The organism is Jiangella asiatica (assembly GCF_004349065.1).
GTDB lineage: Bacteria > Actinomycetota > Actinomycetes > Jiangellales > Jiangellaceae > Jiangella > Jiangella asiatica.
Genome location: NZ_SMKZ01000023.1, coordinates 14,281 through 37,799, shown reverse-complemented (window position 1 = coordinate 37,799; position 23,519 = coordinate 14,281). Strand labels below are relative to the sequence as shown.

The 23,519-nt window shown below is 71.8% G+C and carries 22 protein-coding genes; 19 read left to right on the top strand and 3 right to left on the bottom strand.

Translation table 11 applies throughout. The annotated features are described in order from the left end of the window. Positions 1-138: 138 nt before the first annotated feature. From ruvC to E1269_RS16795, 6 genes are all read left to right on the top strand, one after another. Entirely contained in the window at positions 139-663 is a 525-nt protein-coding gene (gene ruvC, locus E1269_RS16820; RefSeq protein ID WP_131896562.1) for a crossover junction endodeoxyribonuclease RuvC, read from the top strand. Then, positions 660-1,274: a Holliday junction branch migration protein RuvA gene (ruvA, locus tag E1269_RS16815; RefSeq protein ID WP_131896560.1), complete on the top strand. Its 615-nt coding sequence runs from the start codon at positions 660-662 to the stop codon at positions 1,272-1,274. The genes ruvC and ruvA overlap by 4 nt, the downstream gene beginning before the upstream one ends. Beyond that, positions 1,271-2,353, top strand: a complete 1,083-nt coding sequence (gene ruvB, locus E1269_RS16810) for a Holliday junction branch migration DNA helicase RuvB (protein ID WP_131896558.1) — start codon at positions 1,271-1,273, stop codon at positions 2,351-2,353. Before ruvA ends, ruvB begins: the two co-directional genes overlap by 4 nt. A gap of 106 nt (positions 2,354-2,459) precedes the next feature. Then, positions 2,460-2,828 (top strand): preprotein translocase subunit YajC, encoded by a 369-nt coding sequence (gene yajC / locus E1269_RS16805; RefSeq protein WP_131896556.1) that lies wholly within the window; start codon positions 2,460-2,462, stop codon positions 2,826-2,828. A 48-nt stretch (positions 2,829-2,876) separates the two neighbouring features. Then, positions 2,877-3,404, top strand: coding sequence for an adenine phosphoribosyltransferase (locus E1269_RS16800; RefSeq protein ID WP_131896673.1), 528 nt, complete (start codon positions 2,877-2,879; stop codon positions 3,402-3,404). A 111-nt stretch (positions 3,405-3,515) separates the two neighbouring features. Further along, complete coding sequence (locus tag E1269_RS16795) at positions 3,516-5,822, top strand: RelA/SpoT family protein (RefSeq protein ID WP_131896554.1); 2,307 nt, start codon at positions 3,516-3,518, stop codon at positions 5,820-5,822. Positions 5,823-5,853: 31 nt separating this feature from the next. On the opposite strand, the gene E1269_RS16790 is transcribed toward E1269_RS16795, so the two are convergent. Together E1269_RS16790 and E1269_RS16785 are read right to left on the bottom strand one after the other, a co-directional pair. Beyond that, a complete protein-coding gene (locus E1269_RS16790; RefSeq protein WP_131896552.1) occupies positions 5,854-7,125 on the bottom strand; it encodes a DUF349 domain-containing protein in 1,272 nt (423 codons plus the stop codon). A 17-nt stretch (positions 7,126-7,142) separates the two neighbouring features. Next, positions 7,143-7,946, bottom strand: a complete 804-nt coding sequence (locus tag E1269_RS16785; RefSeq protein WP_239000928.1) for a peptidylprolyl isomerase — start codon at positions 7,944-7,946, stop codon at positions 7,143-7,145. A gap of 149 nt (positions 7,947-8,095) precedes the next feature. Here E1269_RS16785 and E1269_RS16780 point away from each other — a divergent pair, with 149 nt between their 5' ends. Both E1269_RS16780 and hisS read left to right on the top strand, forming a co-directional pair. Continuing rightward, the gene (locus E1269_RS16780) at positions 8,096-8,812 is read left to right on the top strand and encodes an MBL fold metallo-hydrolase (RefSeq protein WP_131896548.1); all 717 of its coding nucleotides are present in this window, start codon (positions 8,096-8,098) and stop codon (positions 8,810-8,812) included. 66 nt (positions 8,813-8,878) lie between these two features. Continuing rightward, positions 8,879-10,078 (top strand): histidine--tRNA ligase, encoded by a 1,200-nt coding sequence (gene hisS / locus E1269_RS16775; RefSeq protein WP_420810647.1) that lies wholly within the window; start codon positions 8,879-8,881, stop codon positions 10,076-10,078. On the opposite strand, the gene E1269_RS16770 is transcribed toward hisS, so the two are convergent. Continuing rightward, a complete protein-coding gene (locus tag E1269_RS16770; protein ID WP_131896544.1) occupies positions 10,059-10,622 on the bottom strand; it encodes a hemerythrin domain-containing protein in 564 nt (187 codons plus the stop codon). The two genes, hisS and E1269_RS16770, sit on opposite strands and share 20 nt — an antisense overlap. A gap of 59 nt (positions 10,623-10,681) precedes the next feature. Between E1269_RS16770 and E1269_RS32945 the strand changes: the two genes are divergently transcribed. The 11 genes from E1269_RS32945 (at position 10,682) to E1269_RS16715 (ending at position 23,408) form a co-directional block, all read left to right on the top strand. Then, a complete protein-coding gene (locus tag E1269_RS32945; protein WP_203433765.1) occupies positions 10,682-12,208 on the top strand; it encodes an Rv2578c family radical SAM protein in 1,527 nt (508 codons plus the stop codon). A 161-nt stretch (positions 12,209-12,369) separates the two neighbouring features. After that, a complete protein-coding gene (gene aspS, locus E1269_RS16760) occupies positions 12,370-14,130 on the top strand; it encodes an aspartate--tRNA ligase (protein WP_131896542.1) in 1,761 nt (586 codons plus the stop codon). 110 nt (positions 14,131-14,240) lie between these two features. Then, positions 14,241-15,878 (top strand): ABC-F family ATP-binding cassette domain-containing protein, encoded by a 1,638-nt coding sequence (locus E1269_RS16755; RefSeq protein WP_131896540.1) that lies wholly within the window; start codon positions 14,241-14,243, stop codon positions 15,876-15,878. Positions 15,879-15,975: 97 nt separating this feature from the next. After that, entirely contained in the window at positions 15,976-16,521 is a 546-nt protein-coding gene (locus E1269_RS16750; RefSeq protein ID WP_162606458.1) for a Uma2 family endonuclease, read from the top strand. A gap of 244 nt (positions 16,522-16,765) precedes the next feature. Next, entirely contained in the window at positions 16,766-17,590 is an 825-nt protein-coding gene (locus tag E1269_RS16745) for a ribosomal RNA small subunit methyltransferase A (RefSeq protein WP_131896536.1), read from the top strand. A gap of 71 nt (positions 17,591-17,661) precedes the next feature. Further along, positions 17,662-18,912: an ABC transporter substrate-binding protein gene (locus E1269_RS16740; RefSeq protein WP_203433763.1), complete on the top strand. Its 1,251-nt coding sequence runs from the start codon at positions 17,662-17,664 to the stop codon at positions 18,910-18,912. Positions 18,913-18,943: 31 nt separating this feature from the next. Then, complete coding sequence (locus E1269_RS16735) at positions 18,944-19,849, top strand: carbohydrate ABC transporter permease (protein ID WP_131896534.1); 906 nt, start codon at positions 18,944-18,946, stop codon at positions 19,847-19,849. Next, positions 19,846-20,724 carry a carbohydrate ABC transporter permease gene (locus E1269_RS16730; RefSeq protein WP_203433761.1) on the top strand — a complete coding sequence of 293 codons (879 nt, stop codon included), beginning with the start codon at positions 19,846-19,848 and terminating at the stop codon, positions 20,722-20,724. The genes E1269_RS16735 and E1269_RS16730 overlap by 4 nt, the downstream gene beginning before the upstream one ends. Positions 20,725-20,731: 7 nt before the next feature. Continuing rightward, a complete protein-coding gene (locus tag E1269_RS16725; protein WP_131896532.1) occupies positions 20,732-21,460 on the top strand; it encodes an amidohydrolase family protein in 729 nt (242 codons plus the stop codon). Next, positions 21,457-22,230, top strand: a complete 774-nt coding sequence (locus E1269_RS16720; RefSeq protein ID WP_131896530.1) for an amidohydrolase family protein — start codon at positions 21,457-21,459, stop codon at positions 22,228-22,230. Before E1269_RS16725 ends, E1269_RS16720 begins: the two co-directional genes overlap by 4 nt. After that, positions 22,227-23,408, top strand: coding sequence for a DegT/DnrJ/EryC1/StrS family aminotransferase (locus E1269_RS16715; RefSeq protein WP_131896528.1), 1,182 nt, complete (start codon positions 22,227-22,229; stop codon positions 23,406-23,408). The genes E1269_RS16720 and E1269_RS16715 overlap by 4 nt, the downstream gene beginning before the upstream one ends. Positions 23,409-23,519 lie beyond the last annotated feature (111 nt).

Below are 23,519 nucleotides of genomic sequence, written 5' to 3'. Positions count from 1 at the left end.
CTGTGCCGGAGGTCGCGGCGAGGTCGAGGCCGACCAGGTGAATGGAGGCGGTCAATTGACCCCGCGGCGCGCCTCCCGGTTCATCGACCCCCTGCCGGTAGGGTCGGCACCGAACTGGTGTTCGGCGAAGGGCGGTCCATGCGGGTTCTCGGGGTCGATCCGGGTCTGACGCGGTGTGGCCTCGGCGTGGTCGACGGCATGCCGGGTCGCCCGTTGAGCCTGGTCGCCGTCGATGTGGTGCGCACGTCCGCTCAGGACGAGCTGGGTGGCCGGCTGCTGGCCATCGAGGCCGCGATCGAGCAGTGGCTCGACCGGTTCGCACCCGACACCGTCGCCGTCGAGCGGGTGTTCAGCCAGCACAACGTGCGTACCGTCATGGGCACCGCCCAGGCCAGCGGCGTCGCGACGCTCGTCGCGGCGCGGCGCGGGATCCCCGTCGTCACCCACACACCGAGCGAGGTCAAGGCGGCCGTCAGCGGCAGCGGCCGGGCCGACAAAGCCCAGGTGGCGGCCATGGTGACGCGCCTGCTACGGCTGGACGTGCGGCCCAGCCCGGCCGACGCCAGCGATGCGCTGGCGCTGGCCATCTGTCAGGTGTGGCGCGGCTCGGCGCAGCGCCGGCTGCAGGCAGCGGCGGCCGCGGCGGGAAGGGAGCGGCGGTGATCTCGTTCGTCCGGGGCCAGGTGGCGGTGCTGCGGCCCACCGAGGCGGTGCTCGACGTCGGCGGCATCGGCCTGGCCCTGCACTGCACTCCGGCGACGACATCCACGCTGCGGCTCGGCGATGTCGCGCAGCTGGCGGCCAGCCTGGTGGTGCGCGAGGACTCCCTCACGCTCTACGGGTTCGCCGACGACGACGAGCGCGTGGTCTTCGAGCTGCTGCAGACCGCCAGCGGGGTCGGGCCGCGGCTGGCGCAGGCCATGCTGTCGGTGCACTCGCCGGACGACCTGCGCCGGGCCGTGGCCACCGAGGACCTGGTGGCGCTGACGAAGGTGCCGGGCATCGGCAAGAAGGGCGCCCAGCGCATCGTCATCGAGCTCAAGGACAAGCTGGGGGCGCTCGCGGGCGGCCCGTCGCTGCGGGCGGTGGGACACTCCCCGTCGTCGGCCGGCGGCGGCGACTGGCAGACGCAGGTGCACGAGGCGCTGCTGGGGCTGGGCTGGTCCACCCGTGAGGCCGACCGTGCCATCGAGGCGGTGGCGCCGCAGGCCGACGGTGAGCCCGACGTGGCCACGCTGCTGAAGTCGGCACTGCGTACCCTGGCCAAGACATGAGCATCCCCGCGGACGACGAATCCTTCACCCGGCTGGTGGGCGGCGACGCCGACCAGGACGAACGGACCGTCGAGGCCGCGCTGCGCCCGCGTACGCTGGCCGAGTTCGTCGGCCAGGAGCGGCTGCGCGAGCAGCTGTCGCTGGTCCTCGACGCCGCCAAGGCGCGCGGCCGCAGCGCCGACCACATCCTGCTGTCGGGGCCGCCGGGGCTCGGCAAAACCACGCTGGCGATGATCGTCGCCGCCGAGATGGGGGTGCCGCTGCGCATCACCAGTGGCCCGGCCATCCAGCACGCCGGCGACCTCGCGGCCATCCTGTCCTCGGTGTCCGAGGGCGACGTGCTGTTCTTCGACGAGATCCACCGGATGGCCCGACCGGCGGAGGAGATGCTGTACACGGCGATGGAGGACTTCCGGGTCGACGTCATCGTCGGCAAGGGCCCCGGTGCCACCGCCATCCCGCTGGACCTGCCGCATTTCACGATGGTCGGGGCGACCACCCGGACCGGCCTGCTGCCCGGCCCGCTGCGCGACCGGTTCGGGTTCACCGGCCACCTGGAGCTCTACGAGCCGGCGGAGCTGGAGCGGGTGCTGGTGCGCTCGGCCGGGCTGCTCGAGGTCGAACTGCGCCGCGACGGGTCACGTGAGATCGCCGGGCGGTCCCGGGGCACCCCGCGCATCGCCAACCGGCTGCTGCGGCGGGTCCGCGACTTCGCCGAGGTCCGCGCCGACAGCATCATCAGCGGTGCGGTCGCCCGCGCCGCGCTCACCGTGTTCGCCGTCGACGAGCTCGGGCTGGACCGTCTGGACCGCGCCGTCCTGACCGCGCTGTGCCGCAACTTCGCCGGCGGCCCGGTGGGGCTGGGCACGCTCGCCGTCGCCGTCGGCGAGGAGCGCGAGACCGTCGAGGAGGTCGCCGAGCCGTTCCTGGTGCGCGCGGGCCTCCTGGCGCGCACCCCTCGGGGGCGGGTCGCCACCCCGGCCGCCTGGACCCACCTGGGCCTGGCAGTGCCGCGCGACGTGGCGTTCGGAGGCGGGTTCGGCGAGCCCGACCTGTTCTCGGCCGCCGACGGCCCTTAAGCTAGGCCGATCCAGTCGTAGACTCGTAGTTTCGGCGGTCAAACGGCCGCCGTCAGGAACGCGTACTCGCAGTCGGGGTGCGCTGGGAAGGATCTCGTAGTTCGCCATGGATGCTGCGTCGTTGCTGCTCCCGATCTTGCTGATCGCTGTTTTCTACTTCCTGCTGATCCGGCCGCAGCAGCGGCAACGTCGGCAGATGGCGGAACTGCAGCAGTCGGTCCAGCCTGGCTCGAAGGTCATGACCACCGCCGGTCTCATCGCCACTGTCGTTTCGATCGAGGACGACGAGGTGGTGCTCGAGGTCGCGCCGGGCGTGCACAGCCGGTACGTCCGCCGCGCCATCGTCAACGTCATCCCGTCCGAGGAGCCGACCACGTCCACCACCGCGACGTCGGCGGCCGCGGAGGACGAGGCGCCCAGGCACGAGCCCGTGTTGCCGGGGGAGGACCGGACGAACGGCGACGACAACCGCTGAGCCGCCGCGGATGCCGGTGCACCGGCGCGGTACCCTCCACCCGTGACCATCGCCGATTCCGATCGCCACCTGCTGCTCTCCCGCATCAGGGACGTGCCCGACTGGCCTGAGCCGGGCGTGGTGTTCAAGGACATCACGCCGCTGCTGCGTGACCCCGCCGCGTTCCGGACCGTCACCGAGCTGCTGGCCGGTATCGGGGGCGAGCAGGTCGACGTCGTCGTCGGCATCGAGGCGCGCGGTTTCATCCTCGGCGCGCCCGTCGCGCACCGGCTGGGTGCCGGCTTCGTGCCCATCCGCAAGCAGGGCAAGCTCCCGTGGGAGACGTCCACGGCCAGCTACCAGCTGGAATACGGCGAGGCCACCATCGAGGTGCACCGCGACGCTTTCACGCCGGGGGAGCGGGTGCTCATCGTCGACGACGTGCTCGCCACCGGCGGCACCGTGCGTGCCACCGTCGATCTCGTGCGCGGCTCCGGCGCCGACGTCGTGGGTGTCGGCGTCCTCATGGAGCTGGGGTTCCTGAACGGGCGTGACAAGCTCGCCGACGTGCGGGTCGAGGCGCTGCTCACCCTCTGACCGCCGCCGGCCACGATGACGTGACACGGCAGGGATGACGCATGGTTACCCGCGGGGAACACTCCCCGTCTAGACTGTGTTGTCTCCTTCACACGGGATGAAAGGGGGCCTGTGGCCGAGCAGAGTGTCACCACCGGCGCGCTGACCCCGGTCAGGGTGCGGGCGAGACTCGCGCGCCTGACGGCCCAACGGCAGCAGTCCGACCCCGCCCTCGAGCCGCTGTTCCGCGTCATCAAGGCCAACCATCCCAAGGCCGACCTGGAGATCATCGAGCGGGCCTACCGCGTCGCGGCGCGTGCCCACAGCGGGCAGAAGCGCAAGAGTGGCGACCCGTACATCACCCATCCGCTGGCTGTCGCCACCATCCTCGCCGAGCTGGGCATGACGCCGCCGACACTGGCCGCCGCCCTGTTGCACGACACCGTGGAGGACACCGAGTACCGCCTGGACCAGCTGCGTACGGAGTTCGGCGAAGAGATCGCCATGCTCGTCGACGGCGTCACCAAGCTCGACAAGGTCAAGTACGGGCAGGCCGCGCAGGCCGAGACCGTCCGCAAGATGGTCATTGCCATGGCCAAGGACATCCGCGTCCTGGTCATCAAGCTGGCCGACCGCCTGCACAACGCGCGCACGTGGCGTTACGTGCCGAAGGAGTCCGCCCGGCGCAAGGCGCACGAGACGCTGGAGATCTACGCTCCGCTGGCGCACCGGCTGGGTATGAACACCATCAAGTGGGAGCTCGAGGACCTCTCCTTCGCCACCCTGCACCCCAAGGTGTACGACGAGATCGTCCGGCTGGTGGCCGAGCGGGCACCGTCGCGCGACGACTACCTGGCCTCGGTCATCGACCAGGTGCAGGGCGACCTGCGGGTCTCGAAGATCAAGGCGAGCGTCTACGGCCGGCCGAAGCACTACTACTCGATCTACCAGAAGATGATCGTTCGCGGCCGCGACTTCGCCGACATCTACGACCTCGTCGGCATCCGGGTCCTGGTGGAGTCCGTCCGCGACTGTTACGCCGTCCTGGGCATCGTGCACGCGCGCTGGAACCCCGTGCCGGGCCGGTTCAAGGACTTCATCGCGATGCCGAAGTTCAACATGTACCAGTCGCTGCACACGACGGTCATCGGCCCGGGCGGCAAGCCCGTCGAGCTGCAGATCCGCACGCACGCCATGCACCGCCGGGCCGAGTACGGCATCGCCGCGCACTGGAAGTACAAGGAAGACTCCAACGCCGGCCGCGAGACCGACAAGCACGCCGGCTCCAGCGACAACGGCGCGGTCAACGACATGACGTGGCTGCGCCAGCTGCTGGACTGGCAGAAGGAGACCGAGGACCCCGGCGAGTTCCTCGAGTCGCTGCGGTTCGAGATGGAGTCCAACGAGGTCTTCGTCTTCACCCCGAAGGGCGACGTCGTGGCACTGCCGGCCGCGGCGACGCCGGTCGACTTCGCCTACGCCGTGCACACCGACATCGGCCACCGCACCATCGGCGCGCGGGTCAACGGCCGCCTGGTGCCGCTGGAGTCCAACCTCGACAACGGCGACGTCGTGGAGGTGTTCACGTCCAAGGCGCAAGGCGCCGGGCCCAGCCGCGACTGGCTGACGTTCGTCACCAGCGCCCGGGCCCGCAACAAGATCAAGCAGTGGTTCTCGAAGGAGCGCCGCGAGGAGGCCATCGAGCACGGCAAGGACGCCATCGCCCGGGCCATGCGCAAGCAGGACCTCCCGCTGCAGCGCATGATGAGCCAGGAGTCGCTCAAGGCCGTCGCCGACGAGCTGCGCTACCCGGACATCTCCGCGCTGTACGCGGCCGTCGGCGAGGGCAACGTCTCCGCGCAGAGCATCGTGCAGAAGCTGGTGCAGATCCTCGGCGGCGAGGAGGGCACCACCGAGGACGTCGCCGAGGCCGCGACACCGGACCGGCCGCGCCGGCGCAGTGGCGGCGATCCCGGCGTGGTCGTCAAGGGCGTCTCGGACGTGTGGGTCAAGCTGGCCCGCTGTTGCACCCCGGTGCCCGGCGACTCCATCGTCGGCTTCGTCACCCGCGGGTCCGGTGTCTCGGTGCACCGCGAGGACTGCGTCAACGTCGACTCCCTACGCCGCCAGCACGGTCGCATGGTCGAGGTCGAGTGGGCGCCGACGGCCAACAGCATGTTCCTGGTGGCCATCCAGGTCGAGGCGCTGGACCGTGCACGGCTGCTGTCCGACGTCACCCGCGTGCTGTCCGACCAGCACGTGAACATCCTGTCCGCGACGGTGTCCACCAACACCGACCGCATCGCGACCAGCCGGTTCACCTTCGAGATGGCCGACCCCAAGCACCTCGGGCACGTGCTCAAGGCCGTGCGCGGCGTGGAGGGCGTGTTCGACGCCTACCGGCTCACCAGCGGCATCCCGGCGCCCACGCCGCACTAGCCCTCGTCGTGCCCAGCCCTCCTGGGGCCCGTCAACTGGTGAACTCGTCAAGTGCCTGCTGGGCCTGCTCCAGCCATGACCGCCGGGCCGCCAGTGCCTCCTCGGCGTCGCGCAGTGCCCGCTCGTTGCCGGCGTCGCGGGCCTTGGCCGCCTTGGCCTCGAGGTCGGCGATGGACGTCTCCAGCTGGGCGACGGTGGCTTCGGCGCGGGCTCGGGCCTCGGGGTTGGACCGCTGCCACTCGGCCTGCTCGGCCTCGCGGATGGCGTCCTCGACCCGGCGCATCCGGCCCTCGACCGACCGCATGGTGTCGCGCGGGACGTGCCCGGCCTCCTCCCAGCGGTCCTGCAGCGCCCGCAGCGCCTGCCGGGCGGCTTTCCAGTCGGTGACCGGCACCAGCGCCTCGGCCTCGACCAGGATGGCCTCCTTGACCTTCAGGTTGGCCTGCTGCTCGTCGTCGCGGCGGGCCTGGTTGTCCGACCGGGCGCCGAAGAACGTGTCCTGAGCGGCCCGGAACCTCTTCCACAGGCCGTCCTCGACGCCGCGCGGTGCCGGGCCGGCGGCCTTCCACTGCGCCATCAGCTCGCGGTAGCGGCGCGACGTAGGGCCCCAATCGGTGGAGGTGCTGAGCTCCTCGGCCTCGACGAGGATGCGCTCCTTGATGACGCGTGCCTCGTCGCGCCGCTCGGCCAGCTCGGCGAAGTGTGCCTTGCGCCGGCGGGTGTAGTGCGTCCGCGCGGAGGAGAAGCGCCGCCACAGCTCGTCGTCGGTGGCGCGGTCCAGCCTCGGCAGTGACTTCCACTCGTCCAGCAGCCCGCGCAGCGTGTCGGCGCCGCCCCGCCAGTCGTTGCCCTCGGCGATGGCCTCGGCCTGGCCGGCGATCTGCTCCTTGCGGCCGCGGGCCTCCTGCTGCGCCTGAGCCCGGGCCGCCCGCCGCTCGGCGCGGCGCTCGGCGATTCGGGCCTCGAGTGCGTCGAGCCGGGAGGCGAGCGTGTCGAGGTCGCCGATGGCGTGGGCGTCGGCGAGCTGCCCGCGCACCCGGGAGACGCCCTGCGCGGTGTCGTCGGGCGCCGCGGCGCCGGACTCCAGCCGCTGCTCGAGCAGGTCGACCTGGACGACGAGATCGTCGAACTTGCGGCTGAAGAAGGACAGCGCCTCCTCGGGCTTGCCGACCTGCCACGACCCGATGCTGCGTTCGCCGGATGCCGTGCGCACGAAGACCTCGCCGGTCTCGTCGACGCGGCCCCACTCGTTGGCGGCGACGGTGCCGGGAACGGGCTCAGGGCTACCAGTGGTGTTGGTCACGGTGTCCTCATCCGGGGTCAGGCAGCTGTGGCGACGGCGTCGATGGTCACCGGTTCCAGCGGCGCGCCGTCCTCGAGTCCATTGTCGGTGCCGTCGGCCGCGAGTCCAGTGATCACGTCCAGACCGCTGGTGATCTGGCCGAAAACGGTGTAGTCGGGCGGGAGCTGGGAATCGCCGTACACCAGGAAGAACTGGCTGCCGTTGGTGTCCACGCCCGAGTTGGCCATCGCCACGGTACCGGCCGGGTAGGTGGCGCCGTCGGTGTTCTCGTTGTCGAACTCGTAGCCGGGCCCGCCGGAGCCGGTGGCGGTGGGGTCGCCACACTGCAGCACCTTCAAGGTGTCCGACGTGGTGAGCCGGTGGCAGGTGGTGGCGTCGAAGTAGCCCGCCGAAGCCAGGAACGCCAGGGAGTTGACGGTGCACGGCGCACCCGCGGCGTCGAGCTGGATGGTCACCGGCGATCCGTTGAGCGTGAGCGTCGCCGTGGTGGGCAGGGTGGCGGAGTCGACGGGAACCGGCGGTGTGCCGAGGTCCGGAACGGCCGCCGTGCCGCTGGCGCGGTACTCGCAGGCTCCCGCCGCGGCGGTCTGCGTCGCCTCGGGGCTGGTGTCGTTGCTGGCGGCGACGGTGTCGTCTCCGACGTCGTCGAACGCGCCCGAGATCAGCAGCGTGCCACCCACCAGTGCGGCCGCCACCACGACCGCTAGGACGACGAGCCCGACCGCGCGGTTGCGCCTGGCCTTGTCAACCCGGCGGGCCTGTTGGCGCAGGTACTTCTGCCGCGCGAGCTCACGCCGACGCCGCTTGGCGTTCTGGGCCACCAGCCATCCCCTCCGTTCGGCTGAACGAGGAAGGGGAACGCCGGAGCGCCCCCCGTTCCACATGCTGTGCGGGGACAGTCTAGGCAGTACAGGGCGGGAATCAGATAACGAGTTCGCGGCGATGATGGGGCCGCCGGTAGCCTTCCGGAGTGCTCGTGCTCGCCATCGCCGCTCCCGTACTCGGCACCAACTGCTACGTCGTGGCGCCCGACGGCGGCGACGAGTGCGTCGTCGTCGACCCCGGCATCGGCGTGGACGAGCAGCTGGAGAAGGTCCTCGACGAGCGCGGCTTGCGGCCGGCGGGTGTCCTCGTCACCCACGGGCACCTCGACCACACGTTCACCCTGTCGCCGCTGTGCCAGCGCCGTGATCTGCCGGTCTACCTGCACGAACGCGACGCGTACCGGCTCAGCGACCCGGTGGGGACGCTCGGGCCACAGCTGGCGACACAGTTCGCCGGGCTCGCGACGGGCTGGGTCGCGCCGTCCGACGTTCGCCCGTTCACCGGCGACCAGGTGGACCTGCACCTGGCCGGCATCGAGCTGCGCGCCATCCACGCACCTGGCCATACCGAGGGGTCGACGCTGTACCTCGTCCCGAGCACGAATCTGCTAGAAGCGCCGGGGTCGGCCCCGATGCCATCGGCGCCCCTCTGCTTCACCGGGGACGTCCTGTTCGCCGGCACCATCGGCCGGACCGATTTGCCCGGCGGCGACGACACGCTGATGAGGCGCACCCGGGAGCTTCTGGCCCGTCCCGAAGCCGCCGGCGGGCTGCCCGACGCCACCACCGTCCTGCCCGGACACGGCGAGTCGTCGACCCTCGGCCGAGAGCGTGCCACCAACCCGTATCTTCGAGGACTCTGAGTGAACCAACCGATCTTCCGTGCCCCTCGGGGCACCTTCGACCTCGTGCCGCCGCGCGGCGAGGCGATGCTCGCCGTCCGCGACGCCATGGCCGCGCCGCTGCGGGCCTCCGGCTACGGCTACGTCGAGACGCCGAGCTTCGAGGAGACCAGGCTCTTCGCCCGCGGCGTCGGCGAGTCGACCGACATCGTCACCAAGGAGATGTACTCCTTCACGACCCGCGGCGGCGACGACGTCACGCTGCGGCCGGAGGGCACCGCGCCGGTGCTGCGCGCGGTCCTGGAGAACGGCCTGCACCGCGGCGCGCTGCCGGTCAAGCTCTGGTACTCCGGCTCCTACTACCGCTACGAGCGGCCGCAGAAGGGCCGCTACCGGCACTTCTCGCAGGTCGGCGCCGAGATCCTGGGCACCGAGGACCCGGCCAGCGATGCCGAGCTCATCGTGCTGGCGGTCGACGCCTACCGCTCGCTCGGGCTGTCCGGCGTGCGGGTGCTGCTCAACTCCTTGGGCTCCAGCGAGTCCCGCCCGGCCTACCGGGCCGCCCTGCAGGAGTACCTGCGCACGCTCGACCTCGACGAGGAGACCCGCCGGCGGGTGGAGCTCAACCCGCTGCGCGTGCTCGACGACAAGCGGCCGGAGATCCAGAAGGCGTTGGCGCAGGCGCCGGTCATCACCGACTACTTGTCATCAGGCGACCGTGAGCACCACGAGACGGTGCGGTCCCTGCTGGCCGACGCCGCGGTCGACTTCATCGACGATCCACGGCTGGTGCGCGGGCTGGACTACTACACCCGCACGCTGTTCGAGTTCGTGCACGACGGGCTCGGCGCACAGTCCGCGGTCGGCGGCGGTGGCCGCTACGACGGGCTGTCCGAGCTGCTCGGCGGCCCGCGGCTGCCCGGCGTGGGCTGGGCCCTCGGCGCGGACCGGACACTGCTGGCCATGCAGGCCGAGGGCCTGCCCCTACCCGGCCGGGTCGGTGTCGACGTCTTCGCGGTGCCGCTCGGCGACGACGCAGCCCGGCGCGCGTTCGGGCTGGTGACGGCGCTGCGACGGGCCGGCGTCGCGGCCGATGTGGCCACGGGTGGCCGGGGCCTCAAGGGCTCGATGAAGGCCGCGGACCGCAGCGGCGCCCGCTACGCCGTCGTGATCGGTTCGCGCGATCTCGAGCAGGGCGTCGCCCAGGTCAAGGACCTCGGGTCCGGTGAGCAGGAGCCGGTCGCACTGGACCGCCTGGTCGAGCACCTCAGGGTGCTGCTGGCCTGACGCGGGGGTCGAAGGCGGCCGGGCCGAGCGTGCCGTCGCGGCCGAGCTGGTCCAGCGCGTCGGTGATCGTCCTCTCCTCGTAGCGGAAGTGCGACTCGAGGATGACGGCCAGCCCGTCGAGCTCGCCGCGGATATCGCTGGTCCTGGTGGCCGGGTCGTCGTGGAGCCGGGACGCGAGCTCGGCCACCCGCTCCAGGATGGCCGCCACGATCACGTGGTCGTGGGCGAGCTGGTCCAGCACCGGGCGCAGGCGCGGCTCGCGGTCGGCCAGCGCCGGGAACACAGCGGTGTCCTCGCTGCCGTGGTGACGGTCGACCGCGGCGCAGAAGCTCAGGCAGTGCGCGCGCAGCGTGGCGGCTGGGTCCGGTGGGACGTCCGCCGGGCTGGCGTCCGCCGGTCCGCCGAGTGCTGGGACGGGGTCGGAGCGCAGGAGGTCGAGCTGGTCGCGCAGCCACAGGTGGACCTCGACGAGCTGGTGGCTGAGCGCGGTGACACGGTGGACGGCGCCGGATTCGGCGGCGGTGGGAGAGTCGGCGGTGTCCATGTGCGTCCCATCATGTCATGGCATTGACAACGTAGCCGAACATGTGTTCGAGTTGAGGCATGCGTTGGGAAGGACAGGAACTCGCCGTCACCGACGGTGCGGCGCTGCCCGGCCTCCAGCGCATCGCCGGCCTGGTGCGCAGCGTGCGCACCCCGGAGTTCGAGGGCATCACGTTCCACGAGGTGATGGCGCGGTCGGCGCTGAACAAGGTGCCGGCCGCGTCGCAGATGCCGTTCCGGTGGACGGTCAACCCGTACCGCGGGTGCAGCCACGCCTGCGCCTACTGCCTGTCCGGCCACGCACCCATCACCATGGCCGACGGCAGCGTCGTCCCTCTGTCCCGGGTGCGGGTGGGCGACCACGTGCTCGGCACCCGCACCGACGGCCTGAGCCGGCGGCTGGTCCGTACCGAGGTGCTCGACCACTGGCGTACGTCCAAGGCGGCGTTCCGGGTGGAGCTCGACGGCGGCACGTCCATCGTCGCCAGCGGCGACCACCGTTTCCTGACCATCGACGGCTGGAAGCACGTGGCGCCGGCCGAGGAGGGGGAGGCGTCCCGGCCGTACCTGACCACCGCCGACCAGCTGGTCGGTATGCGCCGCGGGATCGTCGGTGCGGTGGTGCGCGGGCACGAGCGGTTCATCGTCAGCTACATCCGGCCCATGGACGCCACGCTGCCGATGTACGACCTCACCACCGGCACCGGCGACTTCATCGCACACGGCGTGGTGAGCCACAACTGCTTCGCCCGCAACACCCACACCTACCTCGACCTCGATGCGGGTGACGACTTCAACCGCCAGGTCGTGGTCAAGGTCAACCTCGCCGATGTCCTGCGTCGCGAGGTGGCGCGGCGGTCGTGGAGCCGCGAGCACGTCGCCATGGGCACCAACACCGACCCGTACCAGCGGGCCGAGGGCCGTTATCGGCTCATGCCCGGCGTCATCGAGGCGCTGACCGGCTCCGGCACGTCGTTCAGCATCCTCACGAAGGGCACCCTGCTGCGCCGCGACCTGCCGCTGCTGACGCGCGCCGCCCAGGACGTCGAGGTCGGCGTCGGCGTGTCGCTCGCCCTGCTCGACGAGGGCCTGCACCGGTCGGTCGAGCCCGGCACGCCCACGCCCCGCGCCCGGCTCGACCTCATCCGCGCGGTGCGCGCGGCCGGGCTGCCGTGCACGGTGCTGATCGCGCCGGTCCTGCCCGCGCTGACCGATTCCGAGGAGCACCTGTCCGCGCTGGTCGCCGCCGTCGCAGAGGCCGGCGCCACCGGCATCAGCCACATCCCGCTGCATCTGCGGCCCGGCGCCCGCGAGTGGTACCTGCGCTGGCTCGGTACCGAGCGGCCCGACCTCGTGCCGACCTACCAGCGCCTCTACCGCCGCGGCGCCTACGCCGACCAGCGCTACCGCGAGTGGCTCCGCGACCGGATGCAGCCCTTGCTGAGCCGGCACCGCCTCCAGCCACGCGACGACGAGCCGGACGACCGCGCCACCCCGCTGCGCCGGCGCCGCTGGGGCACCCGTCTCACCGTCGCCGACGACGCGCCCGCCGCCGGCCCGTTCGCCGCCCAAGACACCCTCTTCTGACCCTGCGCCGCCCGATCTTCGACCCACGATCACCTCGTGATGTGACGGATCGTCGATGACGACGGAATCGCCTCGCGTGCGTGCGAGCGCGTTACATAGGATCGCTGCTGTTGCGCTAGGCCGTAGCGCGACTCCCGCCGAACGATCCGAGAGGACCATCCGTGCTCCGCACCCACGAGGCCGGCACGCTGCGCGCCGGCCACGCCGGCCAGACCGTCACGCTCACCGGCTGGGTGGCCCGCCGCCGCGATCACGGGGGAGTGGCGTTCCTGGATCTGCGCGACGCGTCGGGGCTGGCGCAGGTGGTGGTGCGGGACGAGGAGGTCGCGCACGGGCTGCGCAACGAATTCTGCGTCAAGGTCACCGGCACGGTGAACCGGCGGCCGGCCGGCAACGAGAACCCCGCCCTGCCGACCGGTGAGATCGAGGTGGTGGCCGACGCTGTCGATGTGCTCAGCGAGGCCGAGCCGCTGCCGTTCCAGATCGACGAGCACGTCGACGTCGGCGAGGAAGTGCGGCTCAAGTACCGCTACCTTGACCTGCGCCGCAGCGGCCCGGCAGCGGCGATCCGGCTGCGCAGCGACATCAACCGCGCGGCCCGCGATGTTCTGCTCGCCGAGGGCTTCGTCGAGGTCGAGACGCCGACGCTGACGCGCTCCACGCCGGAGGGGGCCCGTGACTTCGTGGTGCCCGCCCGGCTGCGGCCGGGATCCTGGTACGCCCTGCCGCAGTCGCCGCAGCTGTTCAAGCAGCTGCTCATGGTGGCGGGGGTGGAGCGGTACTTCCAGATCGCGCGCTGCTACCGCGACGAGGACTTCCGCGCCGACCGGCAGCCGGAGTTCACCCAGCTCGACATCGAGATGAGTTTCGTCGAGCAAGACGACGTCATCGCGCTCGCCGAGCGGGTCGTCACGGCGTTGTGGGCGCTGGTCGGGCACGAGATCACCACGCCCATCCCGCGCATGAGCTACCACGACGCGATGGACCGCTTCGGCTCGGACAAGCCTGACCTGCGCTTCGGCCAGGAGCTGATCGAGGTCACCGAGCACTTCGCCGACACCCGGTTCCGCGTCTTCCAGGCGCCGTACGTCGGCGCCGTCGTGTACCCGGGCGGCGCGTCGCAGAGCCGCAAGGAGCTCGACGGCTGGCAGGACTGGGCCAAGGCCCGCGGTGCGCGCGGCCTGGCGTACGTGCTGGTCGGCAACGACGGCGAGCTGTCCGGCCCGGTGGCCAAGAACCTGTCCGACGACGAGAAGGCCGGGCTGCCGAAGCTGGCCGGCGCCGTCTCCGGTGACGCGATCTTCTTCGCCGCCGGCCCGCGCCGGTCCTCGCAGGCGCTGCTGGGCGCGGCCCGGCTCGAGATCGGCCGCCGCGCCGGCCTCATCGACGAATCCGCCTGGGCGTTCACCTGGGTGGTCGACTCGCCGCTGTTCGAGCCGGTCGCCGAGACCGACGACGTCGCCGTCGGGTCCGGGGCGTGGACGGCGGTGCATCACGCGTTCACCTCGCCCAAGCCGGAGTGGCTCGACACCTTCGACACCGACCCCGGCAACGCACTGGCCTATGCCTACGACATCGTCTGCAACGGCAACGAGATCGGCGGCGGGTCGATCCGTATCCACCGCCGCGACGTGCAGGAGCGCGTCTTCCAGGTCATGGGTCTGGGGCCGGACGAGGCCCAGGAGAAGTTCGGGTTCCTCCTCGACGCGTTCAAGTACGGCGCGCCGCCGCACGGCGGGATCGCGTTCGGCTGGGACCGGGTCGCCGCGCTGCTGGCCGGCTCGGACTCCATCCGTGACGTCATCGCCTTCCCGAAGACCGGCGGCGGCTACGACCCGCTGACGGCGGCGCCGGCGCCCATCACCGCGCAGCAGCGCAAGGAGGCCGGCATCGACGCCGTACCGGAGCCGCCGCAGTCCTGAGACCCTTCGCTGCTACAATCGACAGCGATGTGATCTGACATGTGACTCGGCCCGCGGCCTGAGGTGTGCGCACCCGGCGGGTTTCCATCGATCCTCGTCGAGGTCGTCACATGTCTCTACTTTCTGTTCGCGCCCTGTCCATCGCCTACGGTGGCCGTCCGGTCCTCGACGGCGTCAGCTACGACGCCGGCGCGGGGGAGCGGCTCGGCATCGTCGGCGAGAACGGCGTCGGCAAGTCCACGCTGCTCCGGCTCTCCGCGGGTGTCGAGGCGCCGGACTCCGGCAGTGTCGAGCGGCGTGGCAGTCTCGGCTATCTCACCCAGGAGCCCGACCTGCCGGACGGCATGACCGTCGACGCCGCCGTGGACGCCGCGCTCGCGGAGTTCCGCGACATGGAGCAGCGCATGCGCGCCGCCGAGGCCAGGCTGGCCGACGGTGACCAGTCGGTGCTCGACGAGTACGGCGACCTGCTCGCGGAGTACGAGCTGCGTGACGGGTGGTCGGCCGACGCGCGGGCCGCGCGGGCGCTGGCCGGGCTGGGCCTGGCCGACGTGGTCGGTGACCGTTCGGTGGACACGCTGTCCGGTGGCCAGCGCTCCCGGCTGGCACTGGCGCTGGCGCTGGTCCAGGCCCCGGACGTGCTGCTACTGGACGAACCGACGAACCACCTGGACGACGACGCGATCGCCTTCCTCGAGGAGTCGCTGCGCGGGTACCGGGGTGCCGTCGTCACCGTCTCGCACGACCGGGCGTTCCTGGACGGCGTCGCCACGTCGATCCTGGATCTCGACCCGGTCCTGACCGTGCAGCGCGACGGCACCCCGCGGATCGGCCCGGCCCGTTACACCGGCGCCTACACCGACTACCTGGCCGGCAAGGCGGCCGCCCGGGTGCGCTGGGAGCAGGCCTACACCACCTGGTCCGATGACGTCGACGAAGCCCGTGCCGCCGTCAAGCAGGACGCCCGCCGGGTCGGGCACGACGGCCGCGGCCGACGCGACAACGACAAGTTCGTGGCGCATTTCCTCAGCCAGAAGGTCGACGCGGCGGTGGCCCGGCGCGTGCGCGACGCGGAGAACCGGCTGCGCCGGCTGGAGGAGCTGCGCATCCCGAAGCCGCCGCGACTGCTGCGCTTCGACGCCGCCCTCGGCGCGCAGACGCCCACCGGCGTGCTCATCGCGGCACGCGACGTCTGTGTGCCGGGCCGGATCAAGGCAGCGGCGCTGGACGTCACCGCCGACACCCGGCTCTTGATCACCGGGCGCAACGGCGCCGGGAAGTCGTCGCTGCTGGCCGTGCTCGCCGGTGTCCTGGAACCGGCGACGGGCCGGGTGCTCAGCCCGCGCCGGCTGCGGATCGGCTGGCTGCCGCAGACCGGCAGCTTCCCGGATCCGTCGCTGACCGCGGTGCAGGCGTTCGCCGCCGGCCGGCCGGGACCGGCGGGGGAGTACCAGGCGGAGCTGGCCGGGCTCGGCCTGCTGCCGGGGCCGTCGCTGAACACGCCGGTCGGGCGGCTCTCGGTGGGCCAGCAGCGCCGGTTGGCGCTGGCGAGGCTGCTGGTGAGCCGGCCGCAGGTGCTGCTGCTGGACGAGCCGACGAACCACCTGTCGCTGGGGCTGGTCGAGGAGCTGGAGACCGCCGTCGACGCCTCCGGGCTGGCCGTCGTCGTGGTCACGCACGACCGCTGGGCGCGGCACCGGTGGAGCGGCGAGACGGCCACCGTCGTCGACGGCGAGCTGGTGCTTTGACGGTTATCCACAGGCCTGTGGATAGCGAGTTGCGGAGGTTGCGGATCAGGGAGAGGGTCAGTGGCGACCGAGCCCGAAAGGGGGCACCATGACAACCATGACGGTGATGCCACATGCAGTCGAGGGATGGACCGTCGCCGACCTCGAGGCGTTGCCCGACGACGGGCTGCGGTACGAGCTGGTCGACGGGATCCTCCTCGTGAGCCCCGCGCCGCGACCCATCCACCAGGAGGCCCTGCTCGAGCTCGCCGTCCTGCTGCGCGCCGGTGTCCCTGCGACGATGAAGGTGTACTTCGCGCCGCTGGACTGGCAGCCCGACGACGCGACATCACTCCAGCCGGATCTACTCGTCGTCCGGCGGGCCGACGTCCGCGAGCGCAACATCGTCGCGCCGCTCGTGCTGGCGGTCGAGGTGCTGTCGCGAAGCACTCGGCGATACGACCAGCTGCTCAAGTACTCCGTCTACGCCGAACACGGCGTGGCGTCGTACTGGATGGTTGACCCGGTCGAGCCGTCCATCGTCGCGTACGACCTGGTCGACGGCGGGTACGAAGAGGTGGGCCGGGCGAGCGGTGACGAGAGCGTCACGCTGGCGAAGCCGTTCGAGATCACCGTCACGCCGAATGCGTTGGTGTCCGGCTGATCGCAGCCGCTACCCTGGAGGGGTGGGAATGATAAAGAACGCCGCTGTGGCGTACTGGCGTCCCCGCCGGTCCGTCACGGCGTAGCTTCGCGTACCACCGGCTGACCCCCATCTGAGCGGGTCCGGGCCGGCGACACGGAGCACGCCGGAGCCGCGTCCGTCCCTCGGTGAGCACACCCGAGGTGCACGGCGCGGCTTTTCGACGTCCGCCGTCTTCCGTGATCGCGATTGGTCGTGATGGCTCATGCCTCGCCACGCCCGCACCAAGCACCGCCCGTCCCACCGACCCAACCATGCCGGCATCCACCTGCTCCGCGACCCCTCGGTCAGCCGCCGGATGGTGCGCTCGTCCGGCTCCGGCCCCGGCGACCTCGTCGTCGAGCTCGGCGCCGGGACCGGCGCGCTCACCGGACCGCTGGCCGCCACCGGCGCCCGCGTCATCGCCGTCGAGCGGCACCCGCGGTTCGTCGCGCTGCTGGAGCGCCGGTTCGCCGCTGAGCCGGGCGTGCGGGTGGTCGCCGCCGACGCCCGCACCGTGATGCTCCCGCGGCGCTCCTTCGCGGTGGTCGCGAACATCCCGTACGCGATCTCGACGGCGCTGCTGCGCCGGCTGCTGGATCCGGAGGAGACGTCGATCGCGCGGGCGGACCTGCTGGTGGAGTGGGGGTTCGCGAAGCGCATGACCGCAACTCACCCGCGCGACCTCGAGGTCGCCTGGTGGCAGGCGCGGTTCGAGCTGAGCATCTCCGGACGGGTCCGGCCGGGCAGCTTCGACCCGGCGCCCTCCGTCGACTCCGCACACCTGGTGATCCGGCGGCGCGCCGACGTGTCGCGGCGCACCGCCCGGCTGGCCCGCCGGCTGCTGCAGGAGCGGTACCGCTCACCGGGGCGGCCGACCCGCGAGGTCCTCGGTGCGCACGTGCCGAAGAAGCGCGCCCACCGGTTGATGACGTCGACGGGGATCGACCCGCCCGCACCCGCCGCGACGGTCCCGACGGCGACCTGGCTGGCGCTCGCCCGCGACCTGGCGGCAGATCATCGGCCGAATCGTGACCGCGATGCGCCTTGACGCGTCGTACGGTCAGATATAGTTTCGGCCCCGGCCGGTATTCGCCGGCTGCTGGGCGAGGAGGATGACCGGTGCGAGTTCGAGGTATGGCGGTCGCGACAGCGGCGGCGCTGACAGTGGCGGCGTGCGGCGGTTCCGATGACACGGCCGGCGGCGGCTCGGCCGAGGTCACGTTGTGGATGTACCCGGTGATCGCGGATCAGGACGCGAGCATCGCGTTCTGGGATCAGGTGGAGGCCGACTTCGAGTCCGCGAACGAGGACATCGACCTCACCATCGAGCTCCTGCCCTGGGAGGGCCGGGACGAGAAGATCGCCACGGCCATCGCCGCCGGGCAGGGCCCCGACCTCGTGCTGCTCACCCCGGACCAGACGCTGCAGTACCAGGTGACCGGTGGGCTGAAGCCGGTCGACGGGGCGGTCGAGGACAGCCGCGACGCCTACCTGCCCAGCGCACTCGACGTGGTGACGTTCGAGGACGAGCTGTACGGGGTGCCGATCTACCACACGAGCACCACGACGGTGTACAACACGGCGTTGTTCGAGGCGGCGGGCATCACCGAGATGCCGACCACGTGGGAGGACGTCCTGGCCGCCGCGCCCGCGCTGGCCGCGAACGGCGTGGCGGTCATGGACTACGCCGGTTCGCCCGAGATGACGCTCAACCTCAGCTTCTACCCGCTGCTGTGGCAGGCCGGCGGCTCGGTCTTCACCGAGGACGGTAGCGACGTCGCCTTCGACGGGCCGGAGGGGGTGGCGGCGCTGCAGTTCCTGCTCGACCTGCAGGAGGCCGGCGGGCTCCCGGCCGACGCGGCCACCAAGCCCAACGCCGTCGACGGCGGACCGCTGGGCAACGGAACGGCGGCCATGGGGTTCGCGCTGGCCGCCTTCGAGGTGGAGCAGATGAGGGCCGGCGTCGGCGCGGAGAACGTCGTGGTCGGCGCGCCGCTCACCGGCGAGGAGCAGGTCACCTTCGGCATTCCCGGCGTGCTGGCCCTGACCAGCATCAGCGACGACGACGACGCGGCGTTCGAGGTCGCGTCCTACATCTCCTCGCCGGAGGTCGCGGTCGAGCTCAACGAGGCGGCCGGCACCTTCCCGGCCCGCACCGACGTGGAGCCGCCGGCCGGCGACGAGGCCATCACGGCGCTGAACGACGCCCTGCAGTACGCTCGGCCGGGCGAGGTCACGCCCACCGCGCGCCAGGTGATGGCGGTGCTGTCGGCGCAGCTGCAGGCCGCGCTGCAGGGGTCCAAGTCCGCCGAGGACGCCCTGGCCGACGCCGCCGAGGAAGCTCGGGACCTGATCGCACGAGGCGGCTGACAGCCCGTACCCACGGGCAAGGAGATCCACCATGACTGTGCACCGCCCGGCCGCGCCCCGGCCGTCGTGGCGGCAGCGTGCCCGGGATCCGGGCTGGGGACTGCTGTTCGTCCTGCCGATGCTCGTGCTCTTCGTGATCTTCAGGTACGTGCCGAGCCTCGGCGCGGTCGGGATGAGCTTCACCGACTACCGGCTGAGCGGAGAGTTCACGTTCATCGGCGCGGAGAACTACGAGCGGTTGTTCTCCGACGACCTGTTCGTCGACAGCCTGCGGGTCACACTGCTCTACGCGCTCATCTACGTGCCGCTCACGCTGGTGGTATCGCTGGCGACGGCGACCATGCTCCATCACGTGGTGCGTGGCCGGGGACTGTTCCGCGGGTTGCTGTTCCTGCCGTACGTGACGTCGTTCGTGATGGCCGGCATCATCTGGACCTGGATCTACCAGTCCGACGGCCTGATCAACGGGTTGCTGGAGCGGGTCGGTCTGGGGCCGGCCCCGTTCCTCACCGGCAACCAGGCCATGGTGCTCGGGTCGCTCGCGGTGGTGTCGGTGTGGAAGAGCTTCGGCTACTCCATGCTCATCCTGCTCGCCGGGCTGAAGAACATCCCCGGCGACGTCATGGAGGCGGCGACGCTCGACGGCGCCGGCGCGTGGGGGAAGTTCCGCCGCATCACGCTGCCGCTGCTCAAGCCGGTGGTGTTCTTCGTCGTCGTGATCGAGACGATCGCGGCGTTCCAGGTGTTCGACACGATCTACGTCATGACCGGCGGCGGGCCGGCGCGGGCTTCGTACGGATTGGTGTACATGCTCTACGACCAGGGCTTCCGGTTCTTCGACTTCGGCTACGCGGCCACCATCGGTGTCGTGTTGTTCTTCGTCGTGTTCCTCATCTCCCTGGTGCAGCGGTACGTCCTGGACCGGGAGAACACGTGACGACGCTGACCGCACCACCGGCCCCCACGCAGGCGGGGGCCTCGTCCGGTCACCGCCGGCGGCGCCGGCGCACCGGCGCCAACATCTGGCTGACCGTCCTGCTGGTGCTCGCCTCCGTGCTCACGGTGGTGCCCTTCGTCGCCGTGTTCGTCCTCGCACTGAGCCCGGACGGCGCCCAGACGATCCCGGACCAGCTGCCGGACGAGGTCACGCTGGACAACCTGAGCGCCGTCCTGTCGGCATCGTCGTTCCTGCGCTGGACGCTCAACTCCTTCGTGTACTCGATCGTGTCGGTGGTCGTCATCCTGCTGACCGCAGCCATGGCCGGGTACGCCTTCGCGCGCAAGCGGTTCCCCGGCAGCAACGCGCTGATGTGGTCGTTCCTGGCCACCCTGATGGTGCCCATCCAGGCCACCCTGATCCCGATGTTCGTGCTGGTGTCGCGGCTGGACGGGGTGAACACCTTCTGGGGGCTGATCGTTCCGACGCTGGCGAACTCGCAGGCGGTCTTCCTGATGCGGCAGTTCATCAAGGGCCTGCCCGACGACCTGTTCGACGCGGCGAAGATCGACGGCGCGGGGGAGTGGACGGTATTCTGGCGGCTGGTCCTGCCACTGACGAAGCCGGTGCTGGCGACGCTGGGCATCTTCGTCTTCCTCTGGCACTGGAACGACTTCCTGTGGCCGCTGGTCATCGCTCAGACCGACGAGATGCGCACGCTGACCGTCGGCCTGTCGACCCTGAACGCGGAGTCGGTGGCCCGGGCCCGCATCATGGCCTCGGCGGCCATCAGCGTGATCCCCTGCCTGGTGATCTTCGGTGTCCTGCAGCGCTACCTGGTGAACAGCATCGCGACGTCGGGGTTGAAGGGCTGATCGGTCGATGCGGGTCTTCGACGCCCATCGGGTGCTCGGGCCGGTCCCGGGCGACCTGGTCGCATCGGCCGACACCGCCGGGCTGCTGGCCGAGCTGGACCACCTGGGCATCGACGGCGCCGCCGTCACCCCCAGCTCGGTGCTGTTCGGCGACCCGGCCCACGAGCAGGAGGGCCGGTCCGGCCCGGTACCGGAACGGCTCGCCGTCGTCCCCGTGGTGCTCCCGGCCGTCCCCGGCGCCGGCTGGCCGGCCGAGCCGGAGCAGGTCGTGGCCGCCGCGCCGGTCATGGTGCGCACCTGCCCGGTCCGGCACCGGTACGCACTGACCGGCCCGATCGCGCTGCGCTGGTGGCGCGAGCTGGCCGCTGCCGGCATCCCGGTGGCGCTGGACGCGAACGAGTGCGGCCTGGAGCGCGTGGCGGCGTTGGCCGCCCAGGTGCCGGCGCTGCGGATCCTGGTCCTCTCGCCGGGCTATCGCTGCCTGCGGGAGCTGGCCGAGCTGCTACAGAGCCGGGCAGGCGTGCACGTCGAGACCGGCACGCTGGCCGGCGCCGGCGCGGTCGAGTGGCTGGCCGGGCAGGCGGGCGCGCACCGGCTCGTGTTCGGGACGGGCGCGCCCCTGTGGGACGACGCCGGTCCGCGCTTCCAGCTCGACCACCTGAGGCTGGCGGCGCACGACGTCGAGCTGATCGCGGCCGGCTCCTTCGAGCTGCTGTGCGCCGCAGGTGCGACGTGAGCCCGGTCCTGGACGCCCACGGACACGTCGGCAGCTGGGTGGACTTCTTCATCCCCGAGCCCGGCGCCCGGTGGCTGGTCGACACGAACGACGCCATCGGCATCGACGCCGTCGGCGTCTCCCACCTGGTCGCCGTCGGCCGCGACGCGCGGGCCGGCAACGAGCTGGCGCTGGCGGCCGCGGAGCGCCATCCCGGCCGCATCGGCGTGTGGCTGGTCGGCGACCCGCATCGCCCCGACGCGCCGTCGATCCTGCGCGACCAGCTGTCACGGCCCGGCGTGTGGGGGTTCAAGCTGCACCCCGACACGCACGCCTGCGGTGCCGACGACCCGCGGTACGACCCGGTGCTGGACCTGGCCGCCGACGCGGGAGTCCCCGTGCTCGTGCATGGCCAGACCGGCTCGCCGACCTCCGATCCGGCTCAGCTGGTCGAGCTGGCCCGCCGGCATCCCGAGGTGTCCGTCCTGGTCGGGCACGCCGGGCTCTGGCCGGCGGGCTTCGACCGGGCCGCGCGCCTGGCCACCGGGCAGCCCAACCTGTACCTGGAGATCTGCGGCTCGCGGCTGACCACGCGCTGGCTGGAGCGCATGGTCGCGGTCGCCGGGCCGGAACGGGTCCTCTTCGGCACCGACGCGTGCTTCCTCGATCCGCGCCTGGGACTCGGCAAGGTCCGGTACGCGCGGCTCTCCGACACCGATCGCGCGCTGGTCCTGGGCGGGAACCTGGCCCGGCTGCTCGGCGACCGGATCATCCTGGACAGGACGACATGACACGTCTCGCGATCGACGGCGGCGAGCCCATCCGGCGCGACCCGTGGCCGGCCTGGCCGCCACCGGCGTCGCCGGAACAGCGCGAGCTGCTCATACAGGTGGTCGACAGCGGCCGCTGGGGCGCGACGTCCGGGCCGCTGTGCGACCGCCTGGCCGGCCGGTTCGCCGAACGGCACGACGCACGGCACGGCGTCGTGCTGACCAACGGGACACTGGCGTTGTTCGTCGCGCTGCGCGCCGCCGGTGTCGGCCCCGGCGACGAGGTGGTGATACCGGCCTACACGTTCGTCGCCTGCGCCACCGCGGTCCTGCTGGCCGGCGCGGTGCCGGTGGTCGCCGACGTCGACGCCGACCACCTGCACCTGAGCGCCTCGACGGTACGCCCGGCAATCACCGACCGCACCCGGGCGGTCATGGTCGTGCACCTGGCCGGCAGCCCGGCGCCGATGGACGAGCTGGTGGTGCTGGCCGGCGAGCGCGACCTGGCCGTCATCGAGGACAGCGCCCAGGCACACGGCGCGGCCTACCGCGGCCGCCCGGTCGGGGCGCTCGGCACCGCGGCCACATTCAGCTTCCAGTCCAGCAAGGCCATGACCGCCGGCGAGGGCGGTCTGATCGTCACCGACGACGACGAGCTGGCTGCCCGGGCGTGGTCGGCGTGCAACGTCGGCAGGGTCCGCGGCGGTGCCTGGTACCACCACGCCGACGTGGGCTGGAACCTGCGGATGACGGAGCTCCAGGCGGCGCTCCTGCTGCCGTGGCTGGACCGGCTCGACGACGAGGTGGCCACCCGCGAGGCGTTCGCGGGCGAGGTCGGCCGGAACCTCGACGCGTGGGGCGGTCCCGTGCGCACGGTGCCGGATCCGCCCGGCACCACGGTCAACTCGCGCCACCTGCTGATGCTCCGGGCGGACTCGGGGACCGACATGGACAGGTCGTGGATCCTGGCCGCGATGGAGGCCGAGGGCGTGCCGCTCGACGCCGGCTACCCGCCGCTGGGCGGCTTGCCGGCGCTGGACGGCCGGGTCCGCGCGTTGGCCGCGCCGGCGGCTCGAGCGGCCGCCCGCGACGTGTTCTGGGTCCGTCAGCCACACCTGATGGCCGGCCCCGAGGGCGCCGCCGACCTCGTCGCCGCGCTGCGACGGGTGCTCGGCGACCGGCGCAGCGGCACCGCATGACCATGCATTTCGTGCATTCGCTGCTGCTTCCGTGGGCGCCGGGGCCCCGGAATGATCACGTTCAGCACGAGATCTCGTGTCACACCATGCTCGCAATCATGGTGAGGCTCG

Coding starts and splice junctions, on each gene's coding strand:
- E1269_RS16745 (WP_131896536.1), top strand. CDS start 16,766: ATGCCTCGCCACGCCCGCACCAAGCACCGCCCGTCCCACCGACCCAAC.
- ruvB (WP_131896558.1), top strand. CDS start 1,271: ATGAGCATCCCCGCGGACGACGAATCCTTCACCCGGCTGGTGGGCGGC.
- E1269_RS16755 (WP_131896540.1), top strand. CDS start 14,241: ATGTCTCTACTTTCTGTTCGCGCCCTGTCCATCGCCTACGGTGGCCGT.
- hisS (WP_420810647.1), top strand. CDS start 8,879: ATGCTCGCCGTCCGCGACGCCATGGCCGCGCCGCTGCGGGCCTCCGGC.
- E1269_RS32945 (WP_203433765.1), top strand. CDS start 10,682: ATGCGTTGGGAAGGACAGGAACTCGCCGTCACCGACGGTGCGGCGCTG.
- E1269_RS16770 (WP_131896544.1), bottom strand. CDS start 10,622: ATGGACACCGCCGACTCTCCCACCGCCGCCGAATCCGGCGCCGTCCAC.
- ruvC (WP_131896562.1), top strand. CDS start 139: ATGCGGGTTCTCGGGGTCGATCCGGGTCTGACGCGGTGTGGCCTCGGC.
- E1269_RS16750 (WP_162606458.1), top strand. CDS start 15,976: ATGACGGTGATGCCACATGCAGTCGAGGGATGGACCGTCGCCGACCTC.
- yajC (WP_131896556.1), top strand. CDS start 2,460: ATGGATGCTGCGTCGTTGCTGCTCCCGATCTTGCTGATCGCTGTTTTC.
- E1269_RS16715 (WP_131896528.1), top strand. CDS start 22,227: ATGACACGTCTCGCGATCGACGGCGGCGAGCCCATCCGGCGCGACCCG.
- E1269_RS16725 (WP_131896532.1), top strand. CDS start 20,732: ATGCGGGTCTTCGACGCCCATCGGGTGCTCGGGCCGGTCCCGGGCGAC.
- E1269_RS16735 (WP_131896534.1), top strand. CDS start 18,944: ATGACTGTGCACCGCCCGGCCGCGCCCCGGCCGTCGTGGCGGCAGCGT.